The organism is Allobosea sp. Root381 (genome assembly GCF_001429395.1).
Lineage (GTDB): Bacteria > Pseudomonadota > Alphaproteobacteria > Rhizobiales > Beijerinckiaceae > Allobosea.
This window is the reverse complement of sequence record NZ_LMJT01000034.1, coordinates 149,254-174,382: the sequence shown is the minus strand read 5'-3', so window position 1 is coordinate 174,382 and position 25,129 is coordinate 149,254. Positions and strand designations below refer to the sequence as shown.

Annotated in this window: 23 protein-coding genes; 10 read left to right on the top strand and 13 right to left on the bottom strand. The window is 67.0% G+C overall.

Translation table 11 applies throughout. The features are described from left to right. Positions 1-8 precede the first annotated feature (8 nt). On the bottom strand, positions 9-500 hold the full coding sequence (locus tag ASE63_RS20695) for a TrmH family RNA methyltransferase (protein WP_056805837.1): 492 nt from the start codon (positions 498-500) through the stop codon (positions 9-11). Positions 501-645: 145 nt separating this feature from the next. Between ASE63_RS20695 and ASE63_RS20690 the strand changes: the two genes are divergently transcribed. From ASE63_RS20690 to ASE63_RS20655, 8 genes are all read left to right on the top strand, one after another. Further along, entirely contained in the window at positions 646-2,511 is a 1,866-nt protein-coding gene (locus ASE63_RS20690; protein WP_056805833.1) for an ABC transporter ATP-binding protein, read from the top strand. 191 nt (positions 2,512-2,702) lie between these two features. Next, the gene (petA, locus tag ASE63_RS20685) at positions 2,703-3,254 is read left to right on the top strand and encodes a ubiquinol-cytochrome c reductase iron-sulfur subunit (RefSeq protein WP_280137458.1); all 552 of its coding nucleotides are present in this window, start codon (positions 2,703-2,705) and stop codon (positions 3,252-3,254) included. Between the two features lie 53 nt (positions 3,255-3,307). Next, on the top strand, positions 3,308-4,591 hold the full coding sequence (locus ASE63_RS20680) for a cytochrome b/b6 (protein WP_056805829.1): 1,284 nt from the start codon (positions 3,308-3,310) through the stop codon (positions 4,589-4,591). A gap of 9 nt (positions 4,592-4,600) precedes the next feature. Continuing rightward, positions 4,601-5,470 carry a cytochrome c1 gene (locus ASE63_RS20675; RefSeq protein ID WP_056805826.1) on the top strand — a complete coding sequence of 290 codons (870 nt, stop codon included), beginning with the start codon at positions 4,601-4,603 and terminating at the stop codon, positions 5,468-5,470. A 129-nt stretch (positions 5,471-5,599) separates the two neighbouring features. Further along, entirely contained in the window at positions 5,600-6,478 is an 879-nt protein-coding gene (locus tag ASE63_RS20670) for an S-methyl-5'-thioadenosine phosphorylase (RefSeq protein ID WP_056805823.1), read from the top strand. A gap of 2 nt (positions 6,479-6,480) precedes the next feature. Further along, the gene (locus tag ASE63_RS20665) at positions 6,481-7,008 is read left to right on the top strand and encodes an adenine phosphoribosyltransferase (RefSeq protein ID WP_056805820.1); all 528 of its coding nucleotides are present in this window, start codon (positions 6,481-6,483) and stop codon (positions 7,006-7,008) included. Between the two features lie 69 nt (positions 7,009-7,077). Continuing rightward, on the top strand, positions 7,078-8,187 hold the full coding sequence (gene mtnA, locus ASE63_RS20660) for an S-methyl-5-thioribose-1-phosphate isomerase (protein WP_056805817.1): 1,110 nt from the start codon (positions 7,078-7,080) through the stop codon (positions 8,185-8,187). 9 nt (positions 8,188-8,196) lie between these two features. Continuing rightward, positions 8,197-8,859: a class II aldolase/adducin family protein gene (locus tag ASE63_RS20655; protein ID WP_211200571.1), complete on the top strand. Its 663-nt coding sequence runs from the start codon at positions 8,197-8,199 to the stop codon at positions 8,857-8,859. A 223-nt stretch (positions 8,860-9,082) separates the two neighbouring features. On the opposite strand, the gene ASE63_RS20650 is transcribed toward ASE63_RS20655, so the two are convergent. The 7 genes from ASE63_RS20650 to ASE63_RS20620 all read right to left on the bottom strand — a co-directional run bounded on the left by ASE63_RS20650 (position 9,083) and on the right by ASE63_RS20620 (position 16,022). Beyond that, positions 9,083-10,018 carry a dihydrodipicolinate synthase family protein gene (locus ASE63_RS20650; protein ID WP_056806177.1) on the bottom strand — a complete coding sequence of 312 codons (936 nt, stop codon included), beginning with the start codon at positions 10,016-10,018 and terminating at the stop codon, positions 9,083-9,085. A gap of 80 nt (positions 10,019-10,098) precedes the next feature. Then, positions 10,099-11,310, bottom strand: a complete 1,212-nt coding sequence (locus ASE63_RS20645; protein ID WP_056805814.1) for a Xaa-Pro peptidase family protein — start codon at positions 11,308-11,310, stop codon at positions 10,099-10,101. 57 nt (positions 11,311-11,367) lie between these two features. Beyond that, positions 11,368-12,108, bottom strand: coding sequence for a GntR family transcriptional regulator (locus ASE63_RS20640; protein ID WP_082610155.1), 741 nt, complete (start codon positions 12,106-12,108; stop codon positions 11,368-11,370). A gap of 11 nt (positions 12,109-12,119) precedes the next feature. Beyond that, positions 12,120-12,974, bottom strand: a complete 855-nt coding sequence (locus ASE63_RS20635; RefSeq protein WP_056805810.1) for an ABC transporter permease — start codon at positions 12,972-12,974, stop codon at positions 12,120-12,122. Position 12,975: 1 nt separating this feature from the next. Then, positions 12,976-14,022: an extracellular solute-binding protein gene (locus ASE63_RS20630; RefSeq protein WP_056805807.1), complete on the bottom strand. Its 1,047-nt coding sequence runs from the start codon at positions 14,020-14,022 to the stop codon at positions 12,976-12,978. A 45-nt stretch (positions 14,023-14,067) separates the two neighbouring features. Next, positions 14,068-15,168: an ABC transporter ATP-binding protein gene (locus tag ASE63_RS20625; RefSeq protein WP_082610154.1), complete on the bottom strand. Its 1,101-nt coding sequence runs from the start codon at positions 15,166-15,168 to the stop codon at positions 14,068-14,070. Between the two features lie 17 nt (positions 15,169-15,185). Then, positions 15,186-16,022 (bottom strand): ABC transporter permease, encoded by an 837-nt coding sequence (locus tag ASE63_RS20620; protein WP_156410508.1) that lies wholly within the window; start codon positions 16,020-16,022, stop codon positions 15,186-15,188. A 260-nt stretch (positions 16,023-16,282) separates the two neighbouring features. Between ASE63_RS20620 and ASE63_RS20615 the strand changes: the two genes are divergently transcribed. Next, positions 16,283-17,512 (top strand): amidohydrolase family protein, encoded by a 1,230-nt coding sequence (locus ASE63_RS20615; RefSeq protein WP_056805797.1) that lies wholly within the window; start codon positions 16,283-16,285, stop codon positions 17,510-17,512. A 237-nt stretch (positions 17,513-17,749) separates the two neighbouring features. Further along, a complete protein-coding gene (gene ggt / locus ASE63_RS20610) occupies positions 17,750-19,357 on the top strand; it encodes a gamma-glutamyltransferase (RefSeq protein WP_056805794.1) in 1,608 nt (535 codons plus the stop codon). A 78-nt stretch (positions 19,358-19,435) separates the two neighbouring features. Here the strand turns inward: ggt and ASE63_RS20605 are convergent, their stop codons facing one another. The 5 genes from ASE63_RS20605 to ASE63_RS20585 all read right to left on the bottom strand — a co-directional run bounded on the left by ASE63_RS20605 (position 19,436) and on the right by ASE63_RS20585 (position 24,947). Next, complete coding sequence (locus ASE63_RS20605) at positions 19,436-20,449, bottom strand: MaoC family dehydratase (protein WP_056805791.1); 1,014 nt, start codon at positions 20,447-20,449, stop codon at positions 19,436-19,438. A 17-nt stretch (positions 20,450-20,466) separates the two neighbouring features. Then, positions 20,467-21,564: a redox-regulated ATPase YchF gene (gene ychF, locus ASE63_RS20600; protein WP_056805788.1), complete on the bottom strand. Its 1,098-nt coding sequence runs from the start codon at positions 21,562-21,564 to the stop codon at positions 20,467-20,469. A 131-nt stretch (positions 21,565-21,695) separates the two neighbouring features. Next, entirely contained in the window at positions 21,696-22,310 is a 615-nt protein-coding gene (gene pth / locus ASE63_RS20595) for an aminoacyl-tRNA hydrolase (RefSeq protein WP_056805784.1), read from the bottom strand. A 95-nt stretch (positions 22,311-22,405) separates the two neighbouring features. Beyond that, positions 22,406-23,026, bottom strand: a complete 621-nt coding sequence (locus ASE63_RS20590) for a 50S ribosomal protein L25/general stress protein Ctc (protein WP_056805780.1) — start codon at positions 23,024-23,026, stop codon at positions 22,406-22,408. A gap of 145 nt (positions 23,027-23,171) precedes the next feature. Then, positions 23,172-24,947 (bottom strand): EAL domain-containing protein, encoded by a 1,776-nt coding sequence (locus ASE63_RS20585; RefSeq protein WP_244491498.1) that lies wholly within the window; start codon positions 24,945-24,947, stop codon positions 23,172-23,174. Between the last annotated feature and the right edge of the window lie 182 nt (positions 24,948-25,129).

Genomic DNA, 25,129 nt, shown 5'->3' with positions numbered 1-25,129 from the left:
CCCTCTCCTTAGAGGAGAGGGATTCCCCGCGGCTCGCCTTCGGCGGGATATCCGTTCACTTGCCTCAAGGCCTCGCCGATTACCATCGCGGCCGCGAGAGCGACATTGAGTGACCGCAAGCCGGGCCGCATCGGCACATGCACGGCTGCGTCGGCGGCTGCATAGACCTCTGCCCCGACACCCGCCGACTCCCGGCCGACCATGACGATGTCGCCGGGCAGGAAGGCGAAATCGAGATGGCGTACGGGGCCGTCGGTCTCGGCGAGGATGAGGCGATGGCCCGCAGTGCGACGCCAGGCCTCGAAAGCGGCGAAGGAATCGTGACGGGAGACCGCGGCGCGCTCGATATAATCCATCCCCGAGCGGCGAAAATTGCGGACCGAGACGTCGAAGGCTGCGGGCTCGACGATGTCGACCGCGATGCCGAGGCAGGCCGCCATGCGGATCATGGTGCCGGCGTTCTGCGGGATGTCGGGCTGGTAGAGGGCGAGGCGCGGCATGGCTGCTGTCATGAGGTGACGGGCCGACATGCGTCAAGGACGCTGGCTTTTGCCAGCTATGCGTCAGGCAGGCTGGCCTTTGCAGAGCGGGCGCCCCATATCACGCCAAGTTTTCGTCGCCATGCCGGTCCAGAGGAGGGCGGACATGTTTACCGCCCTGTTCCGCTGGCTGGAGAGCCGAATCGACGTCTTCGCGCCCTTTGACGAGCGCGAGACCCCGCCGCGCGGCGTCTGGCGCTTCATGTGGCACCACATCAAGGGCGTGAAGGGCTGGATGGCCCTGATCATGCTGACGGGGCTCGGCTTCAGCGGCATCGAGGCGGCGATGTATCTGATGGTCGGCTGGTTCGTCGACCTGCTGACGACGCAGTCGCCCGATACGATCTTCCGCGAGCATGGCTGGCTGCTGGCCAGCGCCGCCTTCCTGCTCGTGGTGGTCAGGCCGCTGGTCTATTTCGCCAACCACGCCATCGTCGACCAGGTCGTGGTGCCGCAGATCACCAACCAGATCCGCTGGCGCAACCATGTCTATACGCTGGGCCACGCGCTCGGCTATTTCCAGAACGACTTCGCCGGGCGGCTCTCGTCGCGCGTGCTGCAGGCGGGCCAATCGATCCGTGGCGCAACCATCGAGGTCATCGACGACCTCTGGTACGCGCTGATCTTCGCGTCGGTCGCGATCGGCTTCTTCGGCTCGACCTCGCTCTGGCTGGCACTGCCCGTGCTGGTCTGGCTTTCGGCCTATGTCGTGCTGCTGATCTATTTCGTGCCGCGCGCGAAGAAGCGTTCGGAGGCGAATTCGCTCGGCCGCTCCTCGACGACGGGGCGCATCGTCGATGCCTACACCAACATCCTGACCGTCAAGCTCTTCGCCCGCGCCGATGCCGAGCGCTCGGCCGTGCGCGACTCGCTGACGCGCTGGAACGCGGCCTTCCTGAACCTGTCGCGGCTGATCACCGGCGTCAGCGTCATCCTGCAGACGATGAACAGCCTGCTCGTCGTGGCGACGGCCTGGCTCTGCCTCTGGCTCTGGAGCCAGGGGGAGATGACGCCCGGTGCGGTTGCGGCCTCGATCGGCCTCGTGCTGCGGCTGGTCCAGATGTCGAGCTGGCTGATCCATCTGGTGCGCGGCGTCTTCGAGAATATCGGCTCCGTCCAGGAGAGTATGGAGACGATCGCCAAGCCGCACGACCTGACCGATGCGCCGGATGCGGCGCCGCTCGTGGTCGAGCAGGGCGGCATCCGCTTCGACAAGGTCCGCTTCAACTATGGGCGGGGCGACGGGCTGTTCGAGGGGCTCGATCTCGAGATCCGGCCCGGCGAGAAGATCGGGCTGGTCGGGCCATCGGGCGCCGGCAAGTCGACGCTGGTGAACCTGCTGCTGCGGCTCTATCCGCTGCAGAGCGGGCGCATCCTGATCGACGGGCAGGATATAGCCCATGTCACGCAGGACTCGCTTCGCGCCCAGATCGGCATGGTGACGCAGGACAATTCACTGCTGCACCGCTCGATCGGCGACAATATCGCCTATGGCCGGATCGGCTCGACGCCGGAAGAGATCGCCGAGGCGGCGCGGCAGGCCGTGGCGCATGAGTTCGTGCAGGGCTTGAGCGATCAGGACGGCCGTCACGGCTTCGATTCGCGCGTCGGCGAACGCGGCGTGAAGCTTTCCGGCGGACAACGCCAGCGCATCGCGATCGCGCGTGTGCTGCTGAAGGATGCCCCAATCCTGATTCTCGACGAGGCTACCTCGGCCCTGGATTCGGAGGTCGAAGCGGCGATCCAGGAGCAGCTCGAAGCCCTGATGCAGGGCAAGACGGTGATCGCGATCGCGCATCGGCTGTCCACCATCGCCGCGCTCGACCGGCTGATCGTGCTCGACAAGGGCCGGATCGTCGATATCGGCAACCATGCCGAGCTGGTGGAGCGGGGCGGGCTCTATGCCCGGCTGTGGTCGCGCCAGTCGGGCGGCTTCCTGGCCGCGGCGGACCCTGAAAAGCTCTCCGCCTGAGGCCTGCCGCGAAGGGTCTACTTCGTCCAACGCGGAATCGGTGGAACAGTAGACTTCGTCAAAACTGCATGCCAAAGACGCGGCAGTGACGCGCCGCCGCATTGCGGCCGCCACGGCGCGCCCCTATACGGGCGCAAGCCTTGTAATTTCGAGTTGTTCCAAAGCTCGACTGACGTACAGAGGATTGGATCGTGGCGCACGCGACCGATACGAAATCGACCCAGACCACCCGCCGCGATTTCCTCATGCTGGCGACCGGCGCAGCCGGCGCCGTCGGCCTCGGCGCCGTCGTTGTGCCGCTGGTGAGCCAGCTCGCGCCCGACGCGCAGACGGTCGCCGCCGGCGCGCCGATCGACGTCGATCTGGCGCCCATCGCCGAGGGGCAGGCGATCAAGCTGTTCTGGCGCGGCAAGCTGATCTTCGTGCGCCACCGCACCAAGAAGGAAATCGACGAGGCGCGCTCGGTCGATGTCGCGACGCTGCCCGATCCGCAGACCGATCAGTCCCGCGTCAAGGAAGGTCACGACCAGTACCTCGTGGTCTATGGCAGCTGCACCCATCTCGGCTGCGTTCCGCTCGGCAATAATCCCGGCGACAACAAGGGCGATTACGACGGCTGGTTCTGCCCCTGCCACGGCTCGCACTACGATTCGTCCGGCCGCATCCGCAGGGGCCCGGCGCCGCTCAACCTGCCGGTTCCGCCCTACGCTTTCAGCACCGACAGCAAGATCCGGATCGGCTGAGCGATGCGCTTCGCACGTTTCGGCCTGGAAGACACAGCCTCGAGGCATTCCGCATGAGTGGTCACAGTTCCTACGTCCCGAAGACGGGTTTCGAGCGCTGGCTCGATGCGCGCCTGCCGATCATCCGCCTGACGCATGATTCGGCGGTGTCCTATCCGGTCCCGCGCAACCTGAACTACCTCTGGACCTTCGGCGGCATCCTGATGTTCATGCTGGTCGCGCAGATCGTGACCGGCGTCGTCCTGGTGATGCACTACACCCCGCATGCGACGATGGCGTTCAACTCCGTCGAGCACATCATGCGCGATGTGAACTATGGCTGGCTGCTGCGCTACCTGCACTCCAACGGCGCCTCGATGTTCTTCGTCGCCGTCTACGTCCATATCTTCCGCGGCCTCTATTACGGCTCCTACAAGGCGCCCCGCGAGGTGCTCTGGATCCTCGGCGTGGTGATCTTCCTGCTGATGATGGCGACCGCCTTCATGGGCTACGTGCTGCCCTGGGGCCAGATGTCCTTCTGGGGCGCGACCGTCATCACCAACCTGTTCTCGGCCCTGCCTGTGGTCGGCGAGACGATCGTCACCTTCCTGTGGGGCGGCTTCTCGGTCGACAACCCGACGCTGAACCGCTTCTTCTCGCTGCATTACCTGCTGCCGTTCATGATCTTCGGCGTGGTCATCCTGCACGTCTGGGCGCTGCACCATGTCGGCCAGAACAACCCGACCGGCGTCGAGGTGAAGAACGTCCAGAAGGACACGGTGCCGTTCACGCCCTACGCGACCATCAAGGACATCTTCGGGATGGTCTGCTTCATGTTCGTGTTCGCGTATTTCGTGTTCTACCAGCCGAACTTCATGGGTCATGCCGACAACTACATCCCGGCCAACCCGGCCGTGACGCCGGCGCATATCGTCCCGGAATGGTACTTCCTGCCGTTCTACGCGATCCTGCGCGCCATCCCCGACAAGCTCGGCGGCGTGGTGGCGATGGGCGCGGCGATCGTCGTGCTCGCCTTCCTGCCCTGGATCGACACCTCCAAGATCAAGTCGATGAGCTATCGCCCGATCGGCCGCCAGCTCTTCTGGGCCTTCGTCGTGGTCTGCATCGGCCTGGGCTGGCTCGGCGCCATGCCGGCCGAGGGCGGCTACGTCATCGCCTCGCGGATCTTCACCGCGCTGTATTTCGGCTACTTCGTGGCTCTCTTCGTCGTCGGCTTGTTCGAACGGCCGAAGGCGCTGCCGAACTCGATCGCCGACTCCGTGCTCGGCTCGCTGCAGGGCGGCTCGGGCGCGCGGGTGGCTCTCGCCACCGCTGCCGAACCCAACGCCAAGGGCTGAGACGAAACCATGAGCAAGATTTCGTTCCGCTCGGCCGCCTTCGGCCTCCTGCTCGCCGCCCTGCCGCTGAGCGCGCAGGCCGCTGGCGAACGTGTCATCCCGCCCGAGTTGAGCTGGTCCTTCTCCGGACCCTTCGGCAAGTTCGACCGGGCCCAGCTCCAGCGCGGCTACAAGGTCTTCAAGGAGGTCTGCGCGAGCTGCCACGGCGCCACGCTGCTGCGCTTCCGCAACCTGTCGCAGCCCGGCGGGCCGGAATTCAGTGCCGGCCAGATCACGGCGCTGGCCGCAACGTTCCAGATCAAGGACGGCCCGAACGACGAGGGCGAGATGTTCGAGCGGCCGGGCCGCCCGGCCGACCCGTTCCCCTCGCCGTTCCCGAACGAGCAGGCCGCTCGCGCCGCCAGCGGCGGGGCTTACCCCGTCGATCTGTCGGTGATCGCAAAGGCGCGCACCTATGAGCGCGGCTTCCCGAAGTTCGTCTTCGACATCTTCACCCAGTATCAGGAGCAGGGGCCGGACTACCTCGCGGCGCTGCTCACCGGCTACAAGGACCCGCCGCCCGAAGGCGTCACCCTGCAGCCCGGCCAGTACTACAACACCTATATGCCCGGTCACCTGATCGCGATGCCGAAGCCGCTCAATGACGGGCAGGTCGAGTATCCGAAGGGCGCCGACGGCCAGCCGCAGGTGCCGGAGACCGAGGCGCAGTACGCCAGGGACGTGACGGCCTTCCTCGTCTGGGCCGCCGAGCCGCATCTCGAGGCGCGCAAGCGCATCGGCCTGCAGGTGATGCTGTTCCTGCTGATCTTCGGCGGGCTGCTCTACTACACGAAGAAGAAGGTCTGGTCGCGGATGCCCGACGGCTCGGCCGCGCACTGATCGCCAAGACATCACCAAGGGCCCCGGCGACGGGGCCCTTTTCGTTTGGCGGGTGCAGTCTGCCATTGCGGCGCCCCATGCCGGCATGCGACGGGACGTGCCGAGACAATCCGTGATGAGGGACAAGGCATGAGCGAAGCGGTTCTCGGCATCATCGGCGGCTCCGGCATCTACGACCTGCCGGGCCTGACGGAATTGCGCGAGGAGCGCATCGAGAGCCCCTGGGGTGAACCCTCCGACGTGCTGCGCATCGGCCGGTTGGGTAAGACGAAGATCGCATTCCTGCCGCGCCACGGCCGCGGCCATGCGATCCCGCCCTCGGAGATCAACTACCGCGCCAATATCGACGTGATGAAGCGCGCCGGCGTCACCGACCTCGTCTCGCTCTCAGCCTGCGGCTCCTACAAGGCCGAGCTCTATCCGGGACTGTTCGTGCTGGTCGACCAGTTCGTCGACCGCACCAGCGGCCGGCCGAGCTCCTTCTTCGGCAAGGGCTGCGTCGCGCATGTCTCGCTCGCGCGCCCGGTCGGGCCGGCGCTGCAGGGGCTGATCGCGGATGCCGCGACCGCCGAGGATCTGGCCTTCGTGCGCGGCGGTACGCTGGTGACGATGGAAGGGCCGCAATTCTCGACCTATGCCGAATCGACGACCTATAAGGGGCTCGGCTACGACCTCATCGGCATGACTGCGATGCCGGAGGCCAAGCTCGCCCGCGAGGCCGAGATCACCTATGCGACGGTGGCGATGGTGACGGATTACGACTGCTGGCACGCGGAGCATGGCCCGGTCGACGTCGCGGCCGTGGTCAAGGTGCTGCACGAGAACGCCGACAGGGCGAGGCGCCTGGTGGCGCGGCTGGCGGCTGACTTCCCGGCTGAGCGCGTGCCTTGCCCGGCGGGATCGCACAATGCGCTCGACAATGCCATCATCACCGCGCCGGCCTTCCGCGATCCGGCATTGCTCGCCAGGCTCGATGCGGTCGCCGGTCGCATCCTGAAGGCAGCGTGACGATGAACCTTGCCGATTCCATCCGCGCGATCCCGGACTATCCCAAGCCCGGCATCGTCTTCCGCGACATCACCACGCTGCTCGGCGATGCCCGCGCCTTCCGGCGCGCCGTCGACGAGCTGGTGCAGCCCTTCGCGGGGCTGAAGATCGCCACCATCGCGGGCATCGAGGCGCGCGGCTTCATTCTCGGCGGGGCGGTGGCGCACCAGCTCTCGGCCGGCTTCGTGCCGGTGCGCAAGAAGGGCAAGCTGCCGCGCGAGACGGTGAGCGTCACTTACGCGCTGGAATACGGCACCGACGAGATCGAAATCCACAAGGACGCCGTGGCCCGTGGCGAGCGGGTGCTGCTGGTCGACGACCTGATCGCGACCGGCGGGACGGCGGAGGGGGCCGTCGAGCTGCTCACCGGGCTCGGGGCCGAGGTGGTCGCCGCCTGCTTCATCGTCGATCTGCCCGATCTCGGCGGCGCCGACCGGATCAGGCGCCTCGGCGTTCCGGTTCGCACGCTGGTCTCATTTCCCGGGCATTGAAGACGATGCCGATCATCCGTCATTGCGAGCCCGGGTGCTCGCAATGACGCTCAAGGAAACGGGTGTCGCGTGAAAATCCAGGGACAGGCCTACCGCACGATCTGGCTTGCGCAGGATGGCTGGCGCGTCTGCGTGATCGACCAGACGCGCTTGCCCTTCCGCTTCGAGACGGTGACGCTGTCCTCGACCGAGGCGGCGGCGGAGGCGATCCGCGTCATGGTGGTGCGCGGTGCGCCGCTGATCGGGGCGACTGCCGCCTATGGCGTTGCGCTGGCGATGCGGGTCGAGCCTTCCGATGCGGCGCTGGAAGCAGCTCTGGCCATGCTCGGCGGGACGCGTCCGACCGCGGTCAACCTGCACTGGGCGCTTGGCCGGATGCGGGAGCGGCTCGCGGGGCTTGCGCCGGAGGACCGGAGCGCAGCCGCCTATGCCGAGGCTGCCGCGATCTGCGACGAGGATGTCGCGCTGTGCCGCGCCATCGGCGAGCACGGGCTGGAAGTGATCCGGGACGTTGCCGCGCAGCGCCCGGCCGGCAAGGCGGTCAACATCCTGACCCATTGCAATGCCGGCTGGCTTGCCACGGTCGACTGGGGCACGGCGCTGGCGCCGATCTATCTGGCGCATGATGCGGGCATCCCCGTCCATGTCTGGGTCGACGAGACGCGCCCGCGCAACCAGGGCGCGGCGCTGACCGCCTTCGAGCTCGGCGCGCATGGCGTGCCTCATACCGTGATCGCGGACAATGCCGGCGGGCATCTGATGCAGCAGGGCCAGGTCGACATGGTGATCGTCGGGACCGACCGGACGACGGCGACCGGCGATGTCGCCAACAAGATCGGCACCTATCTGAAGGCGCTGGCGGCGCATGACAACGGCGTGCCCTTCTATGTCGCGCTACCTTCGCCCACGATCGATTGGAGCCTTTCGGATGGCTTACGCGACATCCCGATCGAGGAGCGTTCCGCGCGTGAGGTCACGCATCTGAGCGGGGTTGGCGAGGATGGCGAGGTGCGTAGTTTTCGCCTGCTCGCTCCCGGCAGTAACGCGGCGAATCCTGCATTTGACGTCACGCCGGCACGGCTCGTGACGGGGCTGATCACGGAGCGGGGCGTCACGGAGGCGAGCGCGGACGGTCTCGCCCGGCTGTTTCCGGAAAGGGCGGCAGGCGCCGCAGATTGAGCAAGGCAGATGATGAGCAGGCAGGGCATGAACCGGCAGGACCTCGCGGCGGAGATCGTCGCGGTCGCGCAGGCGATCGACAAGGCGGGCTTCTGCCCCTCGAAATCCGGCAATGTCTCGGCACGGACGGAGGGCGGCTTCCTGGTCACGCCTTCGGGGCTGCCCTATGCCCGCACGACGCCGGACGACCTGATCGAGCTGTCGCTGGACGGGGCCGTGCTGTCGGGCGAGCGCAAGCCGTCGTCTGAATGGCCCTTCCATGCGGCGATCTACAGGGCGCGGCCGGATGCGCAGGCCATCGTCCACACCCATTCGCCGCGCGCGACCGCGCTGTCCTCGACCCGGCGCGGCATCCCAGCCTTCCACTACATGATCGCGCTCTGCGGCGGGGCGGATGTGCGCTGCGCCGAATATGCGACCTTCGGCACGCCTGAACTGGCCGAGAACGCGGTCAGGGCGCTGGAGGGCCGCAAGGCTGTGCTGCTCGCCAATCACGGCGTGATCGCGCTCGGTGGCTCGCTCGCCGGGGCGCATCAGATCGTGGCGGAGGTCGAGAACCTCGCCGGACAGTATCTCGACATCCTCGCCTCCGGGCTGGAGCCGGTCATCCTCGACGAGGCGGAGATGGCGCGGGTCGGCGCCAAATTCGCCGGTTACGGCAAGGTCGGCTGAAACGAAACGAGCCCCGGTCCGTTCGGGACCGGGGCTCGTTCATTCGGTGAGTGCCGCTCTCAGAGCCTGCTGCCTTGCTCCGAAACCTACCCCGGTCATCCCGGGCAAGCCGCGTCAGCGGCGCCGATCCGGGACCCATTCCGGATCGGTTCAGGCATGGATCACGGGTCTCCCTGCGGTCGCCCGGGATGACGGGACATTTCGTCCGAAGACCGGCGCCTGATCAGGCCTTCGTCCAGGCCGCGTACCAGGTCTTGAACAGCTCGAGCTGGGTACGGGCGTAGTGCTTCTGCGCCTGGCTCAGGGCGTCCGAGGCGTTGAAGTTCAGCTCGTATTCCGGGTTGCCTTCGAGCACCATCAGATACTTGTAGTAAAGCACGAGGTCGGCGCCCTCGTCGAAGCTCGACAGGACACCGAGCGCGCTGTCCAGTTCCTGGGCCTTCGTCCGTGCCGCGACATCGCCCTTCGCCGCCTTCTCGCAGAGCGCGACCAGATGCAGGACATGCTTCGGCAGCACGTTGCCGATGCCCGTGATCGCACCGGCGGCGCCGCAATTGACGAAGCCGTGGACGACCTGCGTATCGACGCCGACCATCAGGGTGATGTCGTCGGACTGGCCGCTGATATGCTCGGCCGCGTAGGTCAGGCTCTCGGCGCCGCCGAACTCCTTGAAGCCGATCAGGTTCGGGAAGCTCGCGCGCAGCTTGAAGAACAGCTCGGCGCGGGTCTCGAAGCCGTAATAGGGGCTGTTGTAGATCACAGCCGGCAGGCCCTTGGCGGCGTCGAGGATCGCCGCAAAATGGGCTTCCTGGGCGGCTGGCGAGTTGCCGCGCGAGAGCACGCGCGGGATGACCATCAGTCCCTTGGCGCCGACGTCGCTGGCGTGCCTGGCGAAGGCGGCGGCGCGCTGCGTGTTCTGGGCGCCGGTGCCGACGATGACGGGCACGCCGGCCTTGACCAGCCGGGCGACGCCTTCCATGCGCTCTTCGTCGGTCAGGAGGGGCCAGTCGCCCATCGAGCCGCAATAGACCACCGCCGACATGCCGGCGGCGATCAGTTCTTGGCCCTTGCGGACGAGCGCGTCGAAATCGGGCGACCGGTCCGCCTTGCAGGGCGTCATGAGGGCCGGGATCGTGCCCATGAAGACATTCGAAGCCATGATGTTGTCCTTTGCGTATTCTTCGGCTGGCTTGACGGTGGGATGAACGGGCTGTGCGGCGTGCTGCACAGCAGAGTTGCTCAGGTTTCGTAGGCGAAGGGGTCGTCGACGCTGTGGGACGGCTCGGTGAACCAGCGCGCCCCGTCCTGCGCCATGTAGGCGATGTCCTCGAGGCGCACGCCGAACTCGCCGTAGATGCACATCATCGGTTCGACCGAGAAGCACATGCCGACCTGCAACGGCGTCTTGTTGCCCTTCACCATGAAGGACTCCTCATGGACGTCGAGTCCGAGCCCATGGCCGGTGCGGTGGGGCAGGCCGGGCACCTTGTAGCCGGGGCCGAACCCTGCCGCCTCGATGACGCCGCGCGCGCCGAAATCGACGTTCTCGCAAGGGTCGCCGAGCTTGGCGGCGGCGAAGCCGGCGAGCTGCGCCTTCTTCTCGAGGTTCCAGATCTCGCGCTGGCGGTCGGTCGCCTCGCCGAAGACATAGGTGCGGGTGATGTCGGAGCGATAGCCGCCGACCTTGGTGCCCATGTCGATCAGCACCATGTCGCCGTCCTGGAGCGTCTGCTCATAGGGCACGCCATGGGGATAGGCGGTCGCCTCGCCGAACTGGGCGGCGCCGCTGGTCCAGCTCATGCCGAGCTTGCGATGGGCCTGATCGAGGAAGAGCTGGACCTGGCCGGTGGTGACGCCGACCTGCAGGGCGCGTGCGGCGGCGCGGTGCACCTCCATGGTGATGTCCATGGCGCGCTGGATCAGCGCGATCTCGGCCGCCGACTTCAGCTGCCGGCAGGTCGCCGTGATCGAATTGCCGTGGACGAAGGAGAAGCGGTTTCCGGCCTTGCGCAGCCCGTCGACGATGTAGAAGGGCGTGTGCGGATCGAGCGCGACCTGGCCGCTCTCGTAGCCCATGCTGCGGATGGTCTCGATCACCAGCTCGGTCGGGTCCTCATGCTCTTCCCAGCAGCGGACGTCGTCGCCGAACTTCATGTATTCGCGCGTCTTCGGCTCCTCGAAGGTCGGGCTGAGATAGGCGATCTCGCCCTCGACGGGGATGATCGCGCCGTGCAGGCGCTCGGTCAGGCCGAGCTGGATGCCGGTGAAATAGGCCAGGCTCGTCGAGGTATCGAGATAGAGCGCCTGCAGGCCCTGCTCGCGCAGCAAAGCCTGCGCCTTGGCGATCCGCTCCTTGAATTCCTTGACGGCGATCGGCTCAATGCCGCCCGTCATCGGCTTCAGCTTGGCGAGTTCCGCCTCGAAGCTCGAGCCACCCACTCCAATCGTCATGGTCTTCTTATCCTCGTTCTCAGCCTTGAGGGGTCGTGATGTCGAAAGCGATTCAGGTCAGCTCGAGGGTGCGGCGTCGGCGGCCGTCAATGCCTGCGGCTCTGCGGGCCCGTCCTCCTCGGGCTGCAGCAGCGTCAGCAGGTCCTGGCGAACGGCCATGACGTGGTTGAGCGTCAGCAGGGCGGCGCCCTCGGCATCGCCCTTGCGGCAGAACTCCAGCAGCGCGGCGTGTTCCTGCTTCGCCCGCGCGGTCGCCCCGTCCGACATCGTGAGCTGGACGCGGGTGTAGCGGTCGGTGTTGGCGAGGAGCACGCGCACGAGTTCGAGCGTCTGCTGGCGGCCGGCGACCTGGTAGAGCGACAGGTGATACTCGGTGTTCAACTCGCCATAGGCGTCGAGGTCGCCGTTGCGGATCGCAGCGTCGTAGTCGGCGAGGATGATCTCGGCGCGGGTGATGTCGCTCGGCTGCATCTGCGGCACGGCACGCCGGATCAGGTCCGGTTCGAGCATGGCGCGCAGGTCGAACAGCTCGGCGATCTCGGAGGCCGACAGCGCCGTCACCACCGCCCCACGATGCGGATGCAGCGTGACCAGCCCCTCGGCCGCGAGCTGATGGAAGGCCTCGCGGATCGGGATCCTGCTGATGCCGAACTCCTTCGCCAAGGCGTCCTGCCGCAGCGCCTCGCCGGCCGCGACCGCGCCGGAGAGGATGCGGCGGCGCAGCTCCGCGACCGCGGCCCCGGTCACGGTCTGGCGGAACTGAGGAAGCTTCGCGCGGGTGGAGACGGGGCCGATCATCGTGGGGGTGCCTATGCTGCCTTGTAGCGGCGCTGGATGACGAGGCCGGAGATCGCCGTCAGCGACAATGTCGTCAGCATCAGGATGAAGGCAATCGCTGCCGCGAAGGGCCAGTTGTTGTTCACCGCGAACTCTCGATAGAGCATCGGTGCCATCATCTGGAAGCGCGCGCCGCCGAGCAGGAACGGCGTGGCATAGGCGTTCATCGCGAGGATGAAGACCAGGATGCCGCCGGTGGCGATGCCGGGCAAAGCGAGCGGCAGCACGACATGCCAGAAGCGGCGCGGCGCGTCGGCGCCGAGGCTGTCGGCAGCCTCCTCGAGCCGCGCATCGATGCCCTCGATCACGCTCTGCAGCGTCAGGATCATATAGGGCAGGTTGATCGAGAGGATGCCGAGCCCGACGGCGAAGGAGGTGTAGAGTAGCGAGATGCCTTCGCCGCCGAGCGCGCCATAGGCCGCATCGACGATGCCGCCGCGGCCCAACACGCCCATCCAGCCGAGCGCACGCACGGTCGAGCCGATGAAGAGCGGCAGGATGATCAGCAGGACGCCGATCGACTTCCAGCGGCTCTGCGAGCGCGCCAGCTTGTAGGCGATCGGGAAGCCGAGGATCAGGCAGAGCACCGTCGTCGTGATGGCGATGCTGAAGGTCGTCCAGAGAACCCCGGTATAGAAGGGGTCCGTGAAGAAGCGCAGGTAGTTCTCCGGCGAGAACGCCTCCACCATGAAGGTCTTGCGGTCGTACTGGTTCAGGCTGTAGCGGGCGAGCACCGCCAGCGGCAGCACCAGCGACAGCATGACGATCAAGGTCGCCGGCCCGATGAGCAGCGAAGCGGTGAGCCCCTCGGGCCGGCGCGCGGTCATGTCAGCGACGCTCCAGCAGACGGCGCCACCAATCGTTCAGCTCGTCGCGCGCGGCGCTGAGCTCGGGATAGGGCGCGGGGATCAGCTTCGGCGCGGGCTCCGGCAAAGCGAGGCTCTTGGCGATCTCGCCTTCGAGAGCCGCATTGGTGATGGTCGGGTGGTAGCTCATGCTCTCGGCGAAGCCGCGCTGGGCGCGCGGGTCGAGCGCTGCGTTGAGATAGGCGAAGGCGGCGGCCTTGTTGGGCGCGTTCTTCAGCACGCACATGCTGGAGACATAGGTCATGCAGCCTTCCTCCGGGAAGGAGGAGGCCATCTCGACGCCGCCTTTCTTCCAGAACAGCACGCGCGCATGCCAGACGAGGCCGACATCGATCTCACCGGACTTGATGCCCGGGGCGAAGGCTTCGGTCGAGGTGTAGACCTTGGCGCCGGCCTTGACGAGCTTCTCGAGATTGGCCTTCGCCTCGGCGAATTTGGAGGGGTCGCCCTGGCCCTTCAGGGCCGCTGCCATCGCGACCCAGATGTAGCTGGTGTCGAGGATGCCGACCTTCTCGCCATAGGCCTCCATCTCGGTGAAGTTCTTCGGCGGCGTCTTCACGCGCTCGGGGCTGTAGGCGATCACCTGCGGGCTGTAGATGTGCGGGATCGAGTAGGGGTTCGCGAACGTCTTCTGGACGTATTTGAGGTTCGGCACCTTGCTCTCGTCGAGCGGCTCCAGAAGCCCCGACTCCTCGAGATCATGAGCCGTGGGAGCCTGCAGGCAGATCACGTCGACACTGCCGCGCGGCAGGCGCCGCTGCGCGATCGACTTGGCGACGCGGGTGGGCTCGGTGCCGGCGTCCTGGACGATCTCCAGGCCCTTGGGCTTGAGCAGCGGCTCCTCGATGTTCTGCGTCAGCAGCTTGGCATAGTCGCCGCCCCAGGTGCTGACGACGCAGCGGCCGGAGGCTTCCTGCGCGCGCAGGATGGCCGGCGCGAACGGCGTCGCGGCGGCGCCCGCGGCCAGCGTCAGAAGCTGCCTGCGGTTGGGGGTGATCAGATCCGTCATCTCGTCTTGTCCCTCGTCTGTTGTCGTTGTCGGTTCGGTCGAGCCTCAGGCCGCAGCCAGGGCGGGAACGGTGGTCTTCGCGGCGTCGAACAGGCGCTCGTTGGCGCCGTCCCAGGCGATGCCCACGGTCTCGCCGACCGCGCGCCGTGCGGTCCCGGCCGCGCCCGTGGGCTCGTGCAAAGCGAGGCTGCTGCCGTCCTCGAGGGTCAGCAGGTAGTCGATGTGGTCGCCGACATAGGTCGCGTCCTCGACGCGGGCGGTCGCCAGCGGCGGCGCGGCCTCGTTCGCACCGAGCAGGCGCAGGCGCTCGGGGCGCAGCGCCAGGGTATGCGGGCCACGGCCGGCATAGCGGCCGGCGAGCTTCAGCACGGTGCCGCCGGGCAGGCGGAAGGTGTCGGCCTCGACGAGCTCGCCCTCGACCAGATTGCTGTGGCCGATGAAGCGGGCAACGAAGGGGTTGAGCGGCTGCTCGTAAAGCTCTTCCTGGGTGCCGACCTGCTGGACCTTGCCGTCGCTCATCAGCACCAGCCGGTCGGCCATGGTCATGGCCTCGTCCTGGTCGTGGGTGACCATCAGGGCCGTCAGCCCCGCCGCCTTCTGGAGCTGCCGGATCTCGCGCGCCACCGACTGACGCAGATTGGCGTCGAGATTGGAGAGCGGTTCGTCGAGCAGCAGCACCTTGGGCCGGATGGCTAGCGCCCGCGCCAGCGCGACGCGCTGCTGCTGGCCGCCCGAGAGCTGGCGGGGGTAGCGGTCCGCCATCGGCGTCAGCTTGACCATCGCCAGCGTCTCTTCGAGCCGGCGGTCGATCTCGGCCTTGGGCAGCTTGCGCATGCGCAGGCCGAAGGTGACGTTCTGCGCCACCGTCAGATGCGGGAACAGGGCATAGCTCTGGAAGACCATGCCCATCTCGCGCTGATAGGGCGGCAGGGCGGCGAAGTCCTTGCCTTCGACCAGGATGCGGCCGCTGGTGGCGGCGACGAAGCCGGCGACGAGGCGCAGCGTCGTCGTCTTGCCGCAGCCGGAGGGGCCGAGCAGCACGAGCAACTCGCCCTGGCGGACCTCGAGATTGACGTCGGAGACCGCGGCGGTCGAACCGTAGACCTTGGTGAGGCCTTCGATGCGGAGATGGGAATCAGTGTTCATAGAAGAGACTTGGCTCATCAGACGACCTTGCTCAGCTTGACGTACCGGTCGATCGCCAGCAGCAGCGCCGCGATGACGGCGGTCTGGACGACCACGACCGAGGCGACGAGGGGATCGAAGCGGTATTCGAGGTATTGCAGCACCGAGATCGGGAAGGTGATCATCCCGGGGCTGATCAGGAACAGCGTCATCTCGATGTTCTCGAACGAGACGATGAAGGCGAACAGCGCTGCGGCGACAATGCCCTGGCGCATCATCGGCAGCGTCACGCTGAACAGGACGCGGATTGGCGAGGCGCCGAGATTGGCGGCGGCCTCCTCGATCGAGCGATCGAGCTGCACGAGGTTGGCGACGCAGAGCCGGACGACCCACGGCGTGGTGATCAGCAGATGCGCCAGCACCAGGACCCAGTCGGAGCCGGTCAGTGGTAGCTCGGTGCGGATCTCGACATCGACCATCAGCACATAGAGGCCGAGGCCGATCACGACGCCCGGAACCGTCAGGGGCGACAGCAGCAGCACGTTGAGCGCGCCGCGGCCCGGAAAGCTGTAGCGAACCAGCGCGATGCTGGCGGGCACGCCGATCAGGAGGCTGCAGAGCGTCGCCATCGCCGCCACCCGAAGGCTCGTTCCCAGCGACTGGGCGAATTTCGGAAACTCCGCGAGCCTTGTGTACCAGGAGAGCGTGTAGCCGCTCGGCGGGTAGGTCACCACGCCGTCCGCGAAGAGGCTCATATAGGCGGTCATCAGCAGCGGGATCAGCATCAGCGCGACGCCGACGAAGATGAGAAAGCGGATCAGTCCGCGCATGGCGATGACGCCGCCGGCATGGCCCGCCGATGCGTGGTGCCGCACGGCTTGCTCCGGAAGTGCCTGGCCTGGCGAGCCAGGGACTGCTGTGTTCTGCGCGACCGCCAAACGGTTTCTCCCCTCGAAACTGCCCTTAGAAAATCGGAGAAAATATCCAACTGTCAATTGGATAAAATCACCAATATGCAATTGCACACCTCAACATTGTGTGGAAACTTCTTCTCCGACGGACCCGCAGGCCCCCTCGGGAGGCCGCTGCGGGCCAGCCCGTCACTGCCGTTTTCCTATTGTCTGGAGAGACTTCCATGAGCCCGATGCTGTTTACCGGGGGACGCTTCCTCGATCCCTCGCAGGATCGGCTGCTCGACGGGATCGAGGTGCTGATCGAGGGCGAGCGGGTGCTCGAGGTCTCGGACCGACCGATCAAGTCGGCAAGCGCGACACGAATCGAGCTCGGTGGCCGGACGCTGATGCCGGGCCTGATCGACATGCACGTCCATGTCGTCTCCTCGGTGGTCAACGGCGTCGCCAATGCGATGACGCCGTCCTCGCTGGTGGCGCTGCGGGCGCGGCGCGTCATGCACGCCATGCTGATGCGCGGCTTCACCACGGTGCGCGATCTCGGCGGCGCCGATCTCGGCCTCGTCATGGCCGTCGAGGAGGGGCTCATCGACGGTCCGCGCCTGATCATCTGCGGCAAGGCGCTGAGCCAGACCGGCGGCCACTCCGACCCGCGCGACCGCTCCGAGACGCGCCCGCTCTACACCGGCCGGCTCGGACAGGTCGGCCAGCTCTGCGACGGCGTCGATGCGGTGCGACTCGCGGCGCGCGAGCAGCTCCGCGCCGGCGCAACCTTCGTCAAGATCATGGCCAATGGCGGCGTCGCCTCGCCGAACGATCCGATCCATGCGCTCGGCTTCTCGAAGGACGAGATCCGCGCCGCCGTCGAGGAGGCAGAGAACGCCGGCACCTATGTCTCGGCCCATCTCTACACCGACAAGGCGATCGCCCGCGCCGTCGAATGCGGCGTCCATTCGCTCGAGCACTGCAACCTGATCCAGCCGGAAACGGCGAAGAAGGCGGCAGCGGCGGGAGCTTTCGCCGTGCCGACGCTCGCCGCCTATGAAGGGCTGGCGCTGGAAGGCTCGAATTTCGGGCTCCGCCCCGAATCGGCGGCGAAGATCGAGACCGTGCGCAAGGGCGGGATCGAATCGCTGTCGTTCATGCGCGATGCCGGCCTGCCCATGGGCTATGGCTCCGACCTGCTCGGCCAGCTCCAGAAGTACCAGACGCTCGAATTCGAGCTGCGCGCCCGCGTTCTGCCCCTACAGGAAGTCGTCGCCTCGGCGACGAGCACCGCCGCGAAGCTCTGCCGGATGGAAGGCGAGATCGGGACGCTGGTGCCGGGTGCCTATGCCGACCTGCTGGTCGTCGACGGCGACCCGCTGAGCGACCCGAAGCTATTCCAGAACGAAGGCCCGGCGCTGCGCGCGATCATGCGCGGCGGCCGGTTCTTCAAGAACGAGCTGCATTGAGCCGAGGTGTCCCATCCTCCGGGGCAGGTCGAACCTGATCCTGCCTCGGAGGTTGGCGCCATGTTCTTTCACCTCGCGCGGTCATCCTCGGCGAAGCGAAGCGCAGACCCGGAATCCATGCCGGAACGTTTCCGATCAAGGTTCAGGCATGGATTCCGGATCGGCGCCGCTGAAGCGGCTTGTCCGGGATGACCAGCGGATATCTCTTTCCCTGACTGCCCCAGAAGGACAAAAGCCATGCGCGGAATGATTGTGGCGGCGCAGCCCGAGGCCGCCGAAGTCGGCGCCGATATCCTGCGGCGCGGCGGTAACGCCATCGACGCCGCCATCGCCTGCGCCTTCAGCCAGGGCGTGGTCGATCCGCAGATGTGCGGGATCGGCGGCTTCGGTGCGATGCAGATCGCCATGCCCGGGCGCGGCGTCCATACCGTGCTGGAATTCCTGGCGCGGGCGCCGCTGTCCGCCACCGCCGAGATGTGGGCGGACCGCTTCGTCGGCCAGACGCGCGACGGCTTCACCTTCCTGCTGAGCGATCATGCCAACGAGCTCGGCCATCTCGCTGCCGGCACGCCGGGCAACGTCAAGGGTTACACCGAGGCGCTGGCGCGCTTCGGTACGATGGCGCTGGCGGACGTGATGGCGCCGGCGATCAGGCAGGCCCGCGAGGGCTTCATGATCCGCCCTTATGTCCATTACTACTGGGCGATCGACCAGCGCGCGACCGGGCAGGTTAATACCGAGGACAAGCTGCGCCTCAGCGAAACCGGACGAGCGATCTATTTCCGGCCCGATGGCAGCCTGAAGCGGCCGGGCGACATGGTCGCCAATCCCGATCTCGCCCGCACGCTCGAGCGCATAGCCACGGCCGGCCCTGACATCTTCTATACCGGCGAGATCGCGCAGGAGATCGCCGCCGACATGGCGGCGCAGGGCGGGCTGATCACGATGGACGATCTTGCCGCCTACACGGTGCGCGAGAAGCAGCCGATCTGGGGCGCGTATCGTGGTTTGCGTATCGCCGGAAACCCGCCGGCTGCGGGCGGCGCCTCGCTGATCGAGCTGCTGCAGATCCTCGAAGGCTTCGAGCTCGGCAAGCTGCAGCATAATTCGGCCGAGCATATCCGCATCCTCGCCGAGGCGATGAAGTGGATGACCATCGACAAGGACGCCCATATGGGCGACCCCGACTTCGTCGACGTGCCGCTCGAGATGCTGCTGTCGCCCGCCTATGCGGCCGAGCGCGCGCAGCGTATCAGGTCTGGCGAGAAGGCCAGCGTGCCGCGCTGGGAACTCGCCAAGGACCCGCCCGACACCACGGTCTGCTGCGTCATGGACGAGGAGGGCAATGCGGTGACGATCACGCACACCCTCGGCCAGCCCTCTGGCGCGATCACGCCGGGTCTCGGCTTCATGTATAACGGCACGATGAGCGGCTTCGACCCGCGCCCCGGCCGCGCCGCCTCGATCGCGCCCGGCAAGGCGCGCGGCAGCGCGATGGCGCCGACAATCGTCTTCGAGGAAGACAAGCCCGTGCTCGCCATCGGCGCGCCCGGCGGCACCTTCATCGTGCCGGCGCTGGCGCAGGCGCTGAGCAACGTCATCGACTTCAAGATGAGCATGGCCGATGCGGTGGCGGCGCCGCGCATCGTCTGCCTCAGCGACACGATCGACGTCTCGAACCGCGTGCAGCGGGGCGTGACCGACGAGCTCGAAGCGATGGGCTATTCCGTCGCGCGCTCCTACCAGTCCTTCGCTTTCGGAGCGCCGCACGGCGTCAGGGTCGAAGGCGACGGCTGGTCGGGCGGTGCCGATCCGCAACGCGACGGCATGGCGATAGGGGTTTGACGGAGACGACGCCGTCGCGGGGAATAGTGCTCCGGCCGCGCGGTTTCGTACAAAATCATCGGACTGAGGCCAGGGCCCTCAGGCCGGCTTCCGCTCCACGAACACGCAGCCGTCGAAGCTGAAGACCTCTTCGCCGTTCTGGTTCACGCCAGTGTTGTGGTGGAAGAACAGTCCCCATTGCGGGCGCGAGGCGCTGGCGCGCTTGTCGGTCACGGTCGAGCGATAGGTGATGCGGTCGCCGGCGAAGACCGGCTTCGACCATTTCAGGTTCTTGAAGCCGGGGGAGGGGCCGAGCCGTGGCGCAGCGCCCGGCCCGAAAGCCGCAAGCTCGCGCCGGCGATGGGTTACCATGGTCGCCATCCAGACGGCGGCCGTGTGCCAGCCTGAGGCCGCGAGCCGGCCGAACAGGCTGGAGCGGGCGGCTTCGTCATCGAGATGGAAGGGCTGCGGGTCGAAAGAGCGCGCGAAGGCCACGATCTCGTCGGCGGTGAAGGTGCTGCTTCCGAGCTCGAAGCTGCTGCCGACCTCGATGTCGTCGAAGAAGCGTGCCGCCTCGGTCGGGCTTTCCGGCGGTTCGACGGCCGAGGGCGAGGCTGGCGGGACATAGAGAGGCGGATGGCCGAGCCAGTCGCCTGCCGGCTGCCCGGCACCTGATCCGCGACGGCCGAACATGATCCAGTTCGCCTGCTCCAGCACCGGCTCGCCACGCTGGTTGAGCAGCTCGAAACGGAAGCGGACCAGCCCCATATCGGGACGCGAGCGCGAGGGCCTGATCTCGGTGACGGTGCGGCGCGCATGCAGCACGTCGCCGGGCAGGACCGGGCGCTGCCACTTGACCTCCTCGACGCCCGGCGCGCCCATCCCGGCGGATTCCAGCAGGAAGTCCTCGGCGATCAGGCGCATCAGCAGCGCGCAGCTGTGCCAGCCGGACGCGATCAGCGTGCCGACGAAGCTCGCCTTCGCGGCCTCCGGATCGACATGGAAGTCCTGCGCGTCGAAACGCGAGGCGAAGGCGATGATGTCGTCCTGCGAGACGGCGATGCTGCCGGTCTCGACCGTCTCGCCAAGGATGAAATCCTCGAAATACAGCATCGCCGCCGCGCTCCCGCTCAGTTGGCGAAGCGGAAATGCAGCACGTCGCCGTCGGCCACGACGTATTCCTTGCCTTCGAGGCGGAACTTGCCGGCTTCGCGCGCGCCCGACTCGCCCTTGTTGGCGATGTAATCAGGGTAGGCGATGGTCTCGGCGCGGATATAGCCCTTCTCGAAATCGCTATGGATCACGCCGGCGGCGGCCGGGCCCTTGGTTCCCTTCTCGATCGTCCAGGCGCGGGCCTCCTTCGGGCCAACCGTGAAATAGGTGACGAGGTCGAGCAGGGTATAGCCGGCGCGGATGACGCGGTTCAGGCCGGGTTCCTCCAGGCCGACCGCCTCAAGGAAGTCCTTCTGGTCCTCCAGGGGCATCACCGCGATCTCGCTCTCGATCTTGGCCGAGACGACGACCGCGACCGCGTTCTCCTCGGCGGCGCGCTTCTTGACCGCCTCGGAGAAGCTGTTGCCCTTGTCGGCGCTCGCCTCTTCGACATTGCAGACATAGAGCACGGGCTTGGAGGAGAGCAGGCCGAGCGTCTCGAAGGTGCGACGCTCATCGGCGGCGACCTGCACCAGGCGAGCGGGCTTGCCCTCGCGCAGCAGGACGAGGCAGCGGTTCATCAGGTCGGCCAGTTCCTTGGCCTCTTTGTCGCCGGTCTTGGCCTTCTTCTCCAGCGGCAGCACGCGCTTCTCGAGGCTTTCGAGATCGGCCAGCATCAGCTCGGTCTCGATGATCTCGATGTCGTTGATCGGCGCGACCTTGCCCTCGACATGGGTGATGTCGCCATCCTCGAAGCAGCGCACGACATGGGCGATGGCGTCGCATTCGCGGATATTGGCGAGGAACTGGTTGCCGAGCCCTTCGCCCTTGGAGGCGCCGCGCACGAGGCCGGCGATGTCGACGAAGGTCAGCCGCGTCGGGATGATCTCCTTGGAGCCGGCTATTGCCGCGAGCTTCTCGAGTCGGTCATCGGGCACCGCCACGTCGCCGACATTCGGCTCGATCGTGCAGAAGGGATAGTTCGCCGCCTGGGCGGCCGCCGTCTGCGTCAGCGCGTTGAAGAGGGTCGACTTGCCGACATTCGGCAGGCCGACGATACCGCATTTGAAACCCATGGACGCCCATCCGTTGCGCGGCGGCCGAGCCGCTCCCGCGCGTGATCCTGAAAAGTCCGGAACTTATTGCTGGCCGCGGACGATAAACACAAGTGCCGCCGAAGGCGGGTCGCCCCGCTCCGCCCTCAACCTCAGTCTTCCGCCTTCTCGCCCAGCCGCTTCACGGCGGCGTGGCCGCGCGCATCCATGAAGAGATGCACCTTGTTCTGGAAGCCCGCGTCGTCATGGGCGGCGAGCAGGGGGGCGAAATCGGCGCAGGCCGTGCAGAGATCCTCGACCCAGGGCTGCTCGGCCTTGCCGAAATCGTTCAGCACATAGGCGTGGACCAGTTCCTTCAGGCCGGGATGACCGATGCCCATCCGCACGCGGCGATATTCGTTGCCGATCGCCGCGGTGGTCGAGCGCAGGCCGTTATGCCCGGCATTGCCGCCGCCGAGCTTGATCCGCAGCTTGGCCGGGGCGAGGTCGAGCTCGTCATGGAAGACGATGACGTCGGCAGGGGCGACCTTGAAGAAGCGCGCGGCTTCGCCGATCGCGCGGCCCGACTCGTTCATATAGGTCTGGGGCTTGAGCAGGATGACCTTCTCGGTCCCGATCGTCGCCTCGCAGGCCTGCGCCTGGAAGCGGCTGCGCCAGGGCGAAGCGCGCTGCGTCCGCGCGATCTCGTCGAGCGCCATGAAGCCGATGTTGTGGCGGTTGCGCGCATAGCGCGAGCCCGGATTGCCGAGGCCGGCAAAGATCAGCATGGCGGAACTCCGGCAGGCTCACAGCAAGACGGCCGGGAGGGCCCGGCCGTTTCGCGTGTTGACAGGCGGGAAGGGCGCCGGCTGGCGCCGCCTCCTCAGGCCCTGGCTTCGGCCGGAGCCTCGGCAGCCGCATCGGCCTCGGGCTCGGCCTCGACGGTCGGCGGGGCGATCGTGACGATCGTGGCGTCCGAACCGAAGGTCAGCTTGGCGCCTTCCGGCAGCTTGAGGACCTTGGCCTCGAGCTGGTCGCCGATCTCGAGGCCGGCGACGGACACCTCGAAGGCCTCCGGGATGTGCTCAGGAGCGACGATGATCTCGATCGAATGCTCGATGATCTGGACGAGGCCGCCATTCTTGACGCCGGGGCTGGCGTCCTGGCCGACGACGTGGACCGGAACCTGGACGGTCACGGTCTGGCCTGCGGCGACGCGCAGGAAGTCGACATGGATCGGGAAATCCTTGACCGGGTCGAGCTGGTAGTCGCGCGGGATGACCCGCTGCTTCTTGCCGGCGACCGAGACCTCGAAGATCGTGGTCAGGAAATGGCCGCCATAGATCAGCTGGCGGGTCTTGTTGGCGTCGAGCGCGATCGCTTCGGGAGCGGCGCCCCCACCATAGATCACGGCGGGTGTCTGGCCTTGACGACGAACTGCACGGGCGGCCCCCTTGCCGACCTGTGCGCGCGCCGAAGCCTCGATTTGCTTCACGGCGGTCATGGTATGTCCTTGCTTCAAATGACAAGGCCGCCTTGCCGGCGGCCCCATTGCGGTGGCGCGCCCGTGCCTCCAAGGGTGTCAGTCGGGCGCTGCTGCGCTCATAAGCGAAAAGCGCTGCGATCTCAAGTGCGCAGAGCCGTGCAACTCAGGCGGCGGAAGCGATGATGCCGGCCGGTTGCGGCGCTTCGCTGGCGTGCTTCCGGCCGAAGCGCTGCAGGAGTTCGGCGACGACGCCGGCCGGCACGGCCTGAGCGTAAAGGAAGCCCTGGCCCATTCGGCACCCCATGGAGCGCAGCCATTCCGCCTGCTCCTGCGTCTCGATGCCTTCGGCGATGGTCTCCATGCCGAGACGTTTGGCGATGCCGATCATCGCCTCGACGATGACGCCGCCCCTGGTTCCGGTCCGGGCGGAGGCGGTGAAGGAGCGGTCGATCTTGATGATGTCGACGGGGAAGTCGAGCAGATGGGTCAGCGAGGCGAAGCCGGTGCCGAAATCGTCGAGTGCCACGGTGATGCCGCGCTCGCGCAGCGCGGCGATGGTGCGGGCGACGCCGTCCTTGCGGCCGCCCATGAAGACCTGCTCGGTGATCTCGACGACCAACTGTTTGGGCGAGACCTTCGCGCGTTCGAGCGTCCGCAGCACGCGCTGGACGAGATCGCCCTTCTGGAAGTCGGCCGAGGTGACGTTGATGCCGACATGGCCGAACGCGATGCCGGCGCGCTGCCAGGCCGCCATGTCCTGCGCCACCGCCTGGAGCATCTGCCCGGTGAAGCGATGGGCGACCTTCGGGTCGACGATCGCCCCGTGGAAGTCCTTGGCGGGAGCGATGCGCCCGTCCGGCATGCGCATGCGGGCGAGTGCCTCCAGACCGACGATCTCATGGGTGTCGATCCGGATGACCGGCTGGTAATAGGCGATGACCCGCCCTTCCGCGAGCGCCTCGTCGACGTCGCGCCGGGCCTGGAGGCGGCGGATCATCGAGGTTCGCAGGCCGTCCCTGAAACGGACATAGCCGCCGCGGCGCGTCTCCTTGGCGTGATACAGCGCGAAGTCGGCGTTCTGCCGCAGCGTGACACTGTCCTCGCCATCCTCTCCTGCGAGCGCCGAGCCGATGGTCACGCTCGGGATGATGCCGTGGCCGTCATGGTCGAGCGGGGCGGACATCGCGGACAGGATCGTGCTGGCGAGCGAGCGCATCTGTGCGGCGTGGGTGCAGTGCGGCAGGAGCACTGCGAACTCGTCGCCGCCGATTCGGTAGGCTATGGCCTCGCCGACGACTGCCCGCAGCCTCGCGCCTACCGCCGCGATCAGTGCGTCGCCGGCCGCATGCCCCAGCGTGTCGTTGGTCACCTTGAGGTGGTCGATGTCGATCAGCATCAGGCCGAAATCCAGCGGCGACCGGGCGGTCATCCGGGTGATCGAATCGTTGAAGCTGACGCGGTTCGGCAGGCCGGTCAGCATGTCGTAGTAGGCGAGCCGGTGATTGCGCGACTGCACCTCGTCATGCTCGATCGCGATGGCGCAGAGATGGACGCAGGTTTCGACGATCTGCCGTTCGAAATCGTCCGGGCCGCGGCGGCGATCGTAGTAGAAGCCGAAGGTGCCGACGACGCGGCCGTCCGGCGCCTTGATCGGGCTCGACCAGCAGGCCTGCAGCCCGAACGGCAAGGCGAGATGCTCGAAACCCTGCCACAGGGGATCGGTCGCGATATCGGTGACGCAGACCGCTTCGCCGCGATAGATCGCCGTGCCGCAGGAGCCGACGCGCGGCCCCGCGAGAGTGCCGCTGAGCGCGGCCGCGTAATGCCCCGGCAGGCTGGGGGCGGCGAGCGCGATCAGCCGGTTCTCGGCGTCGACGGTCACGACAGAGCAGATGGCGCCCTCGGCGATCGCCTCGGCTCCCAGGCAGAGGCGTTCCATGCTCGTGCTCAGGGACTCGCCCCTCGCAACGGATTCCAGGATCTCGTTCTGGAGAGATTGCAGGCGTTCGGCAGAACGATTTCCACGCATTTCGGCGCTCACATTGACGGAGCGGCAAGCTATGTCGGGGCGCGTGAAAGTGCCGTTGCGACGATAGTTCAAATTGTTCGGACCGGCGCCGG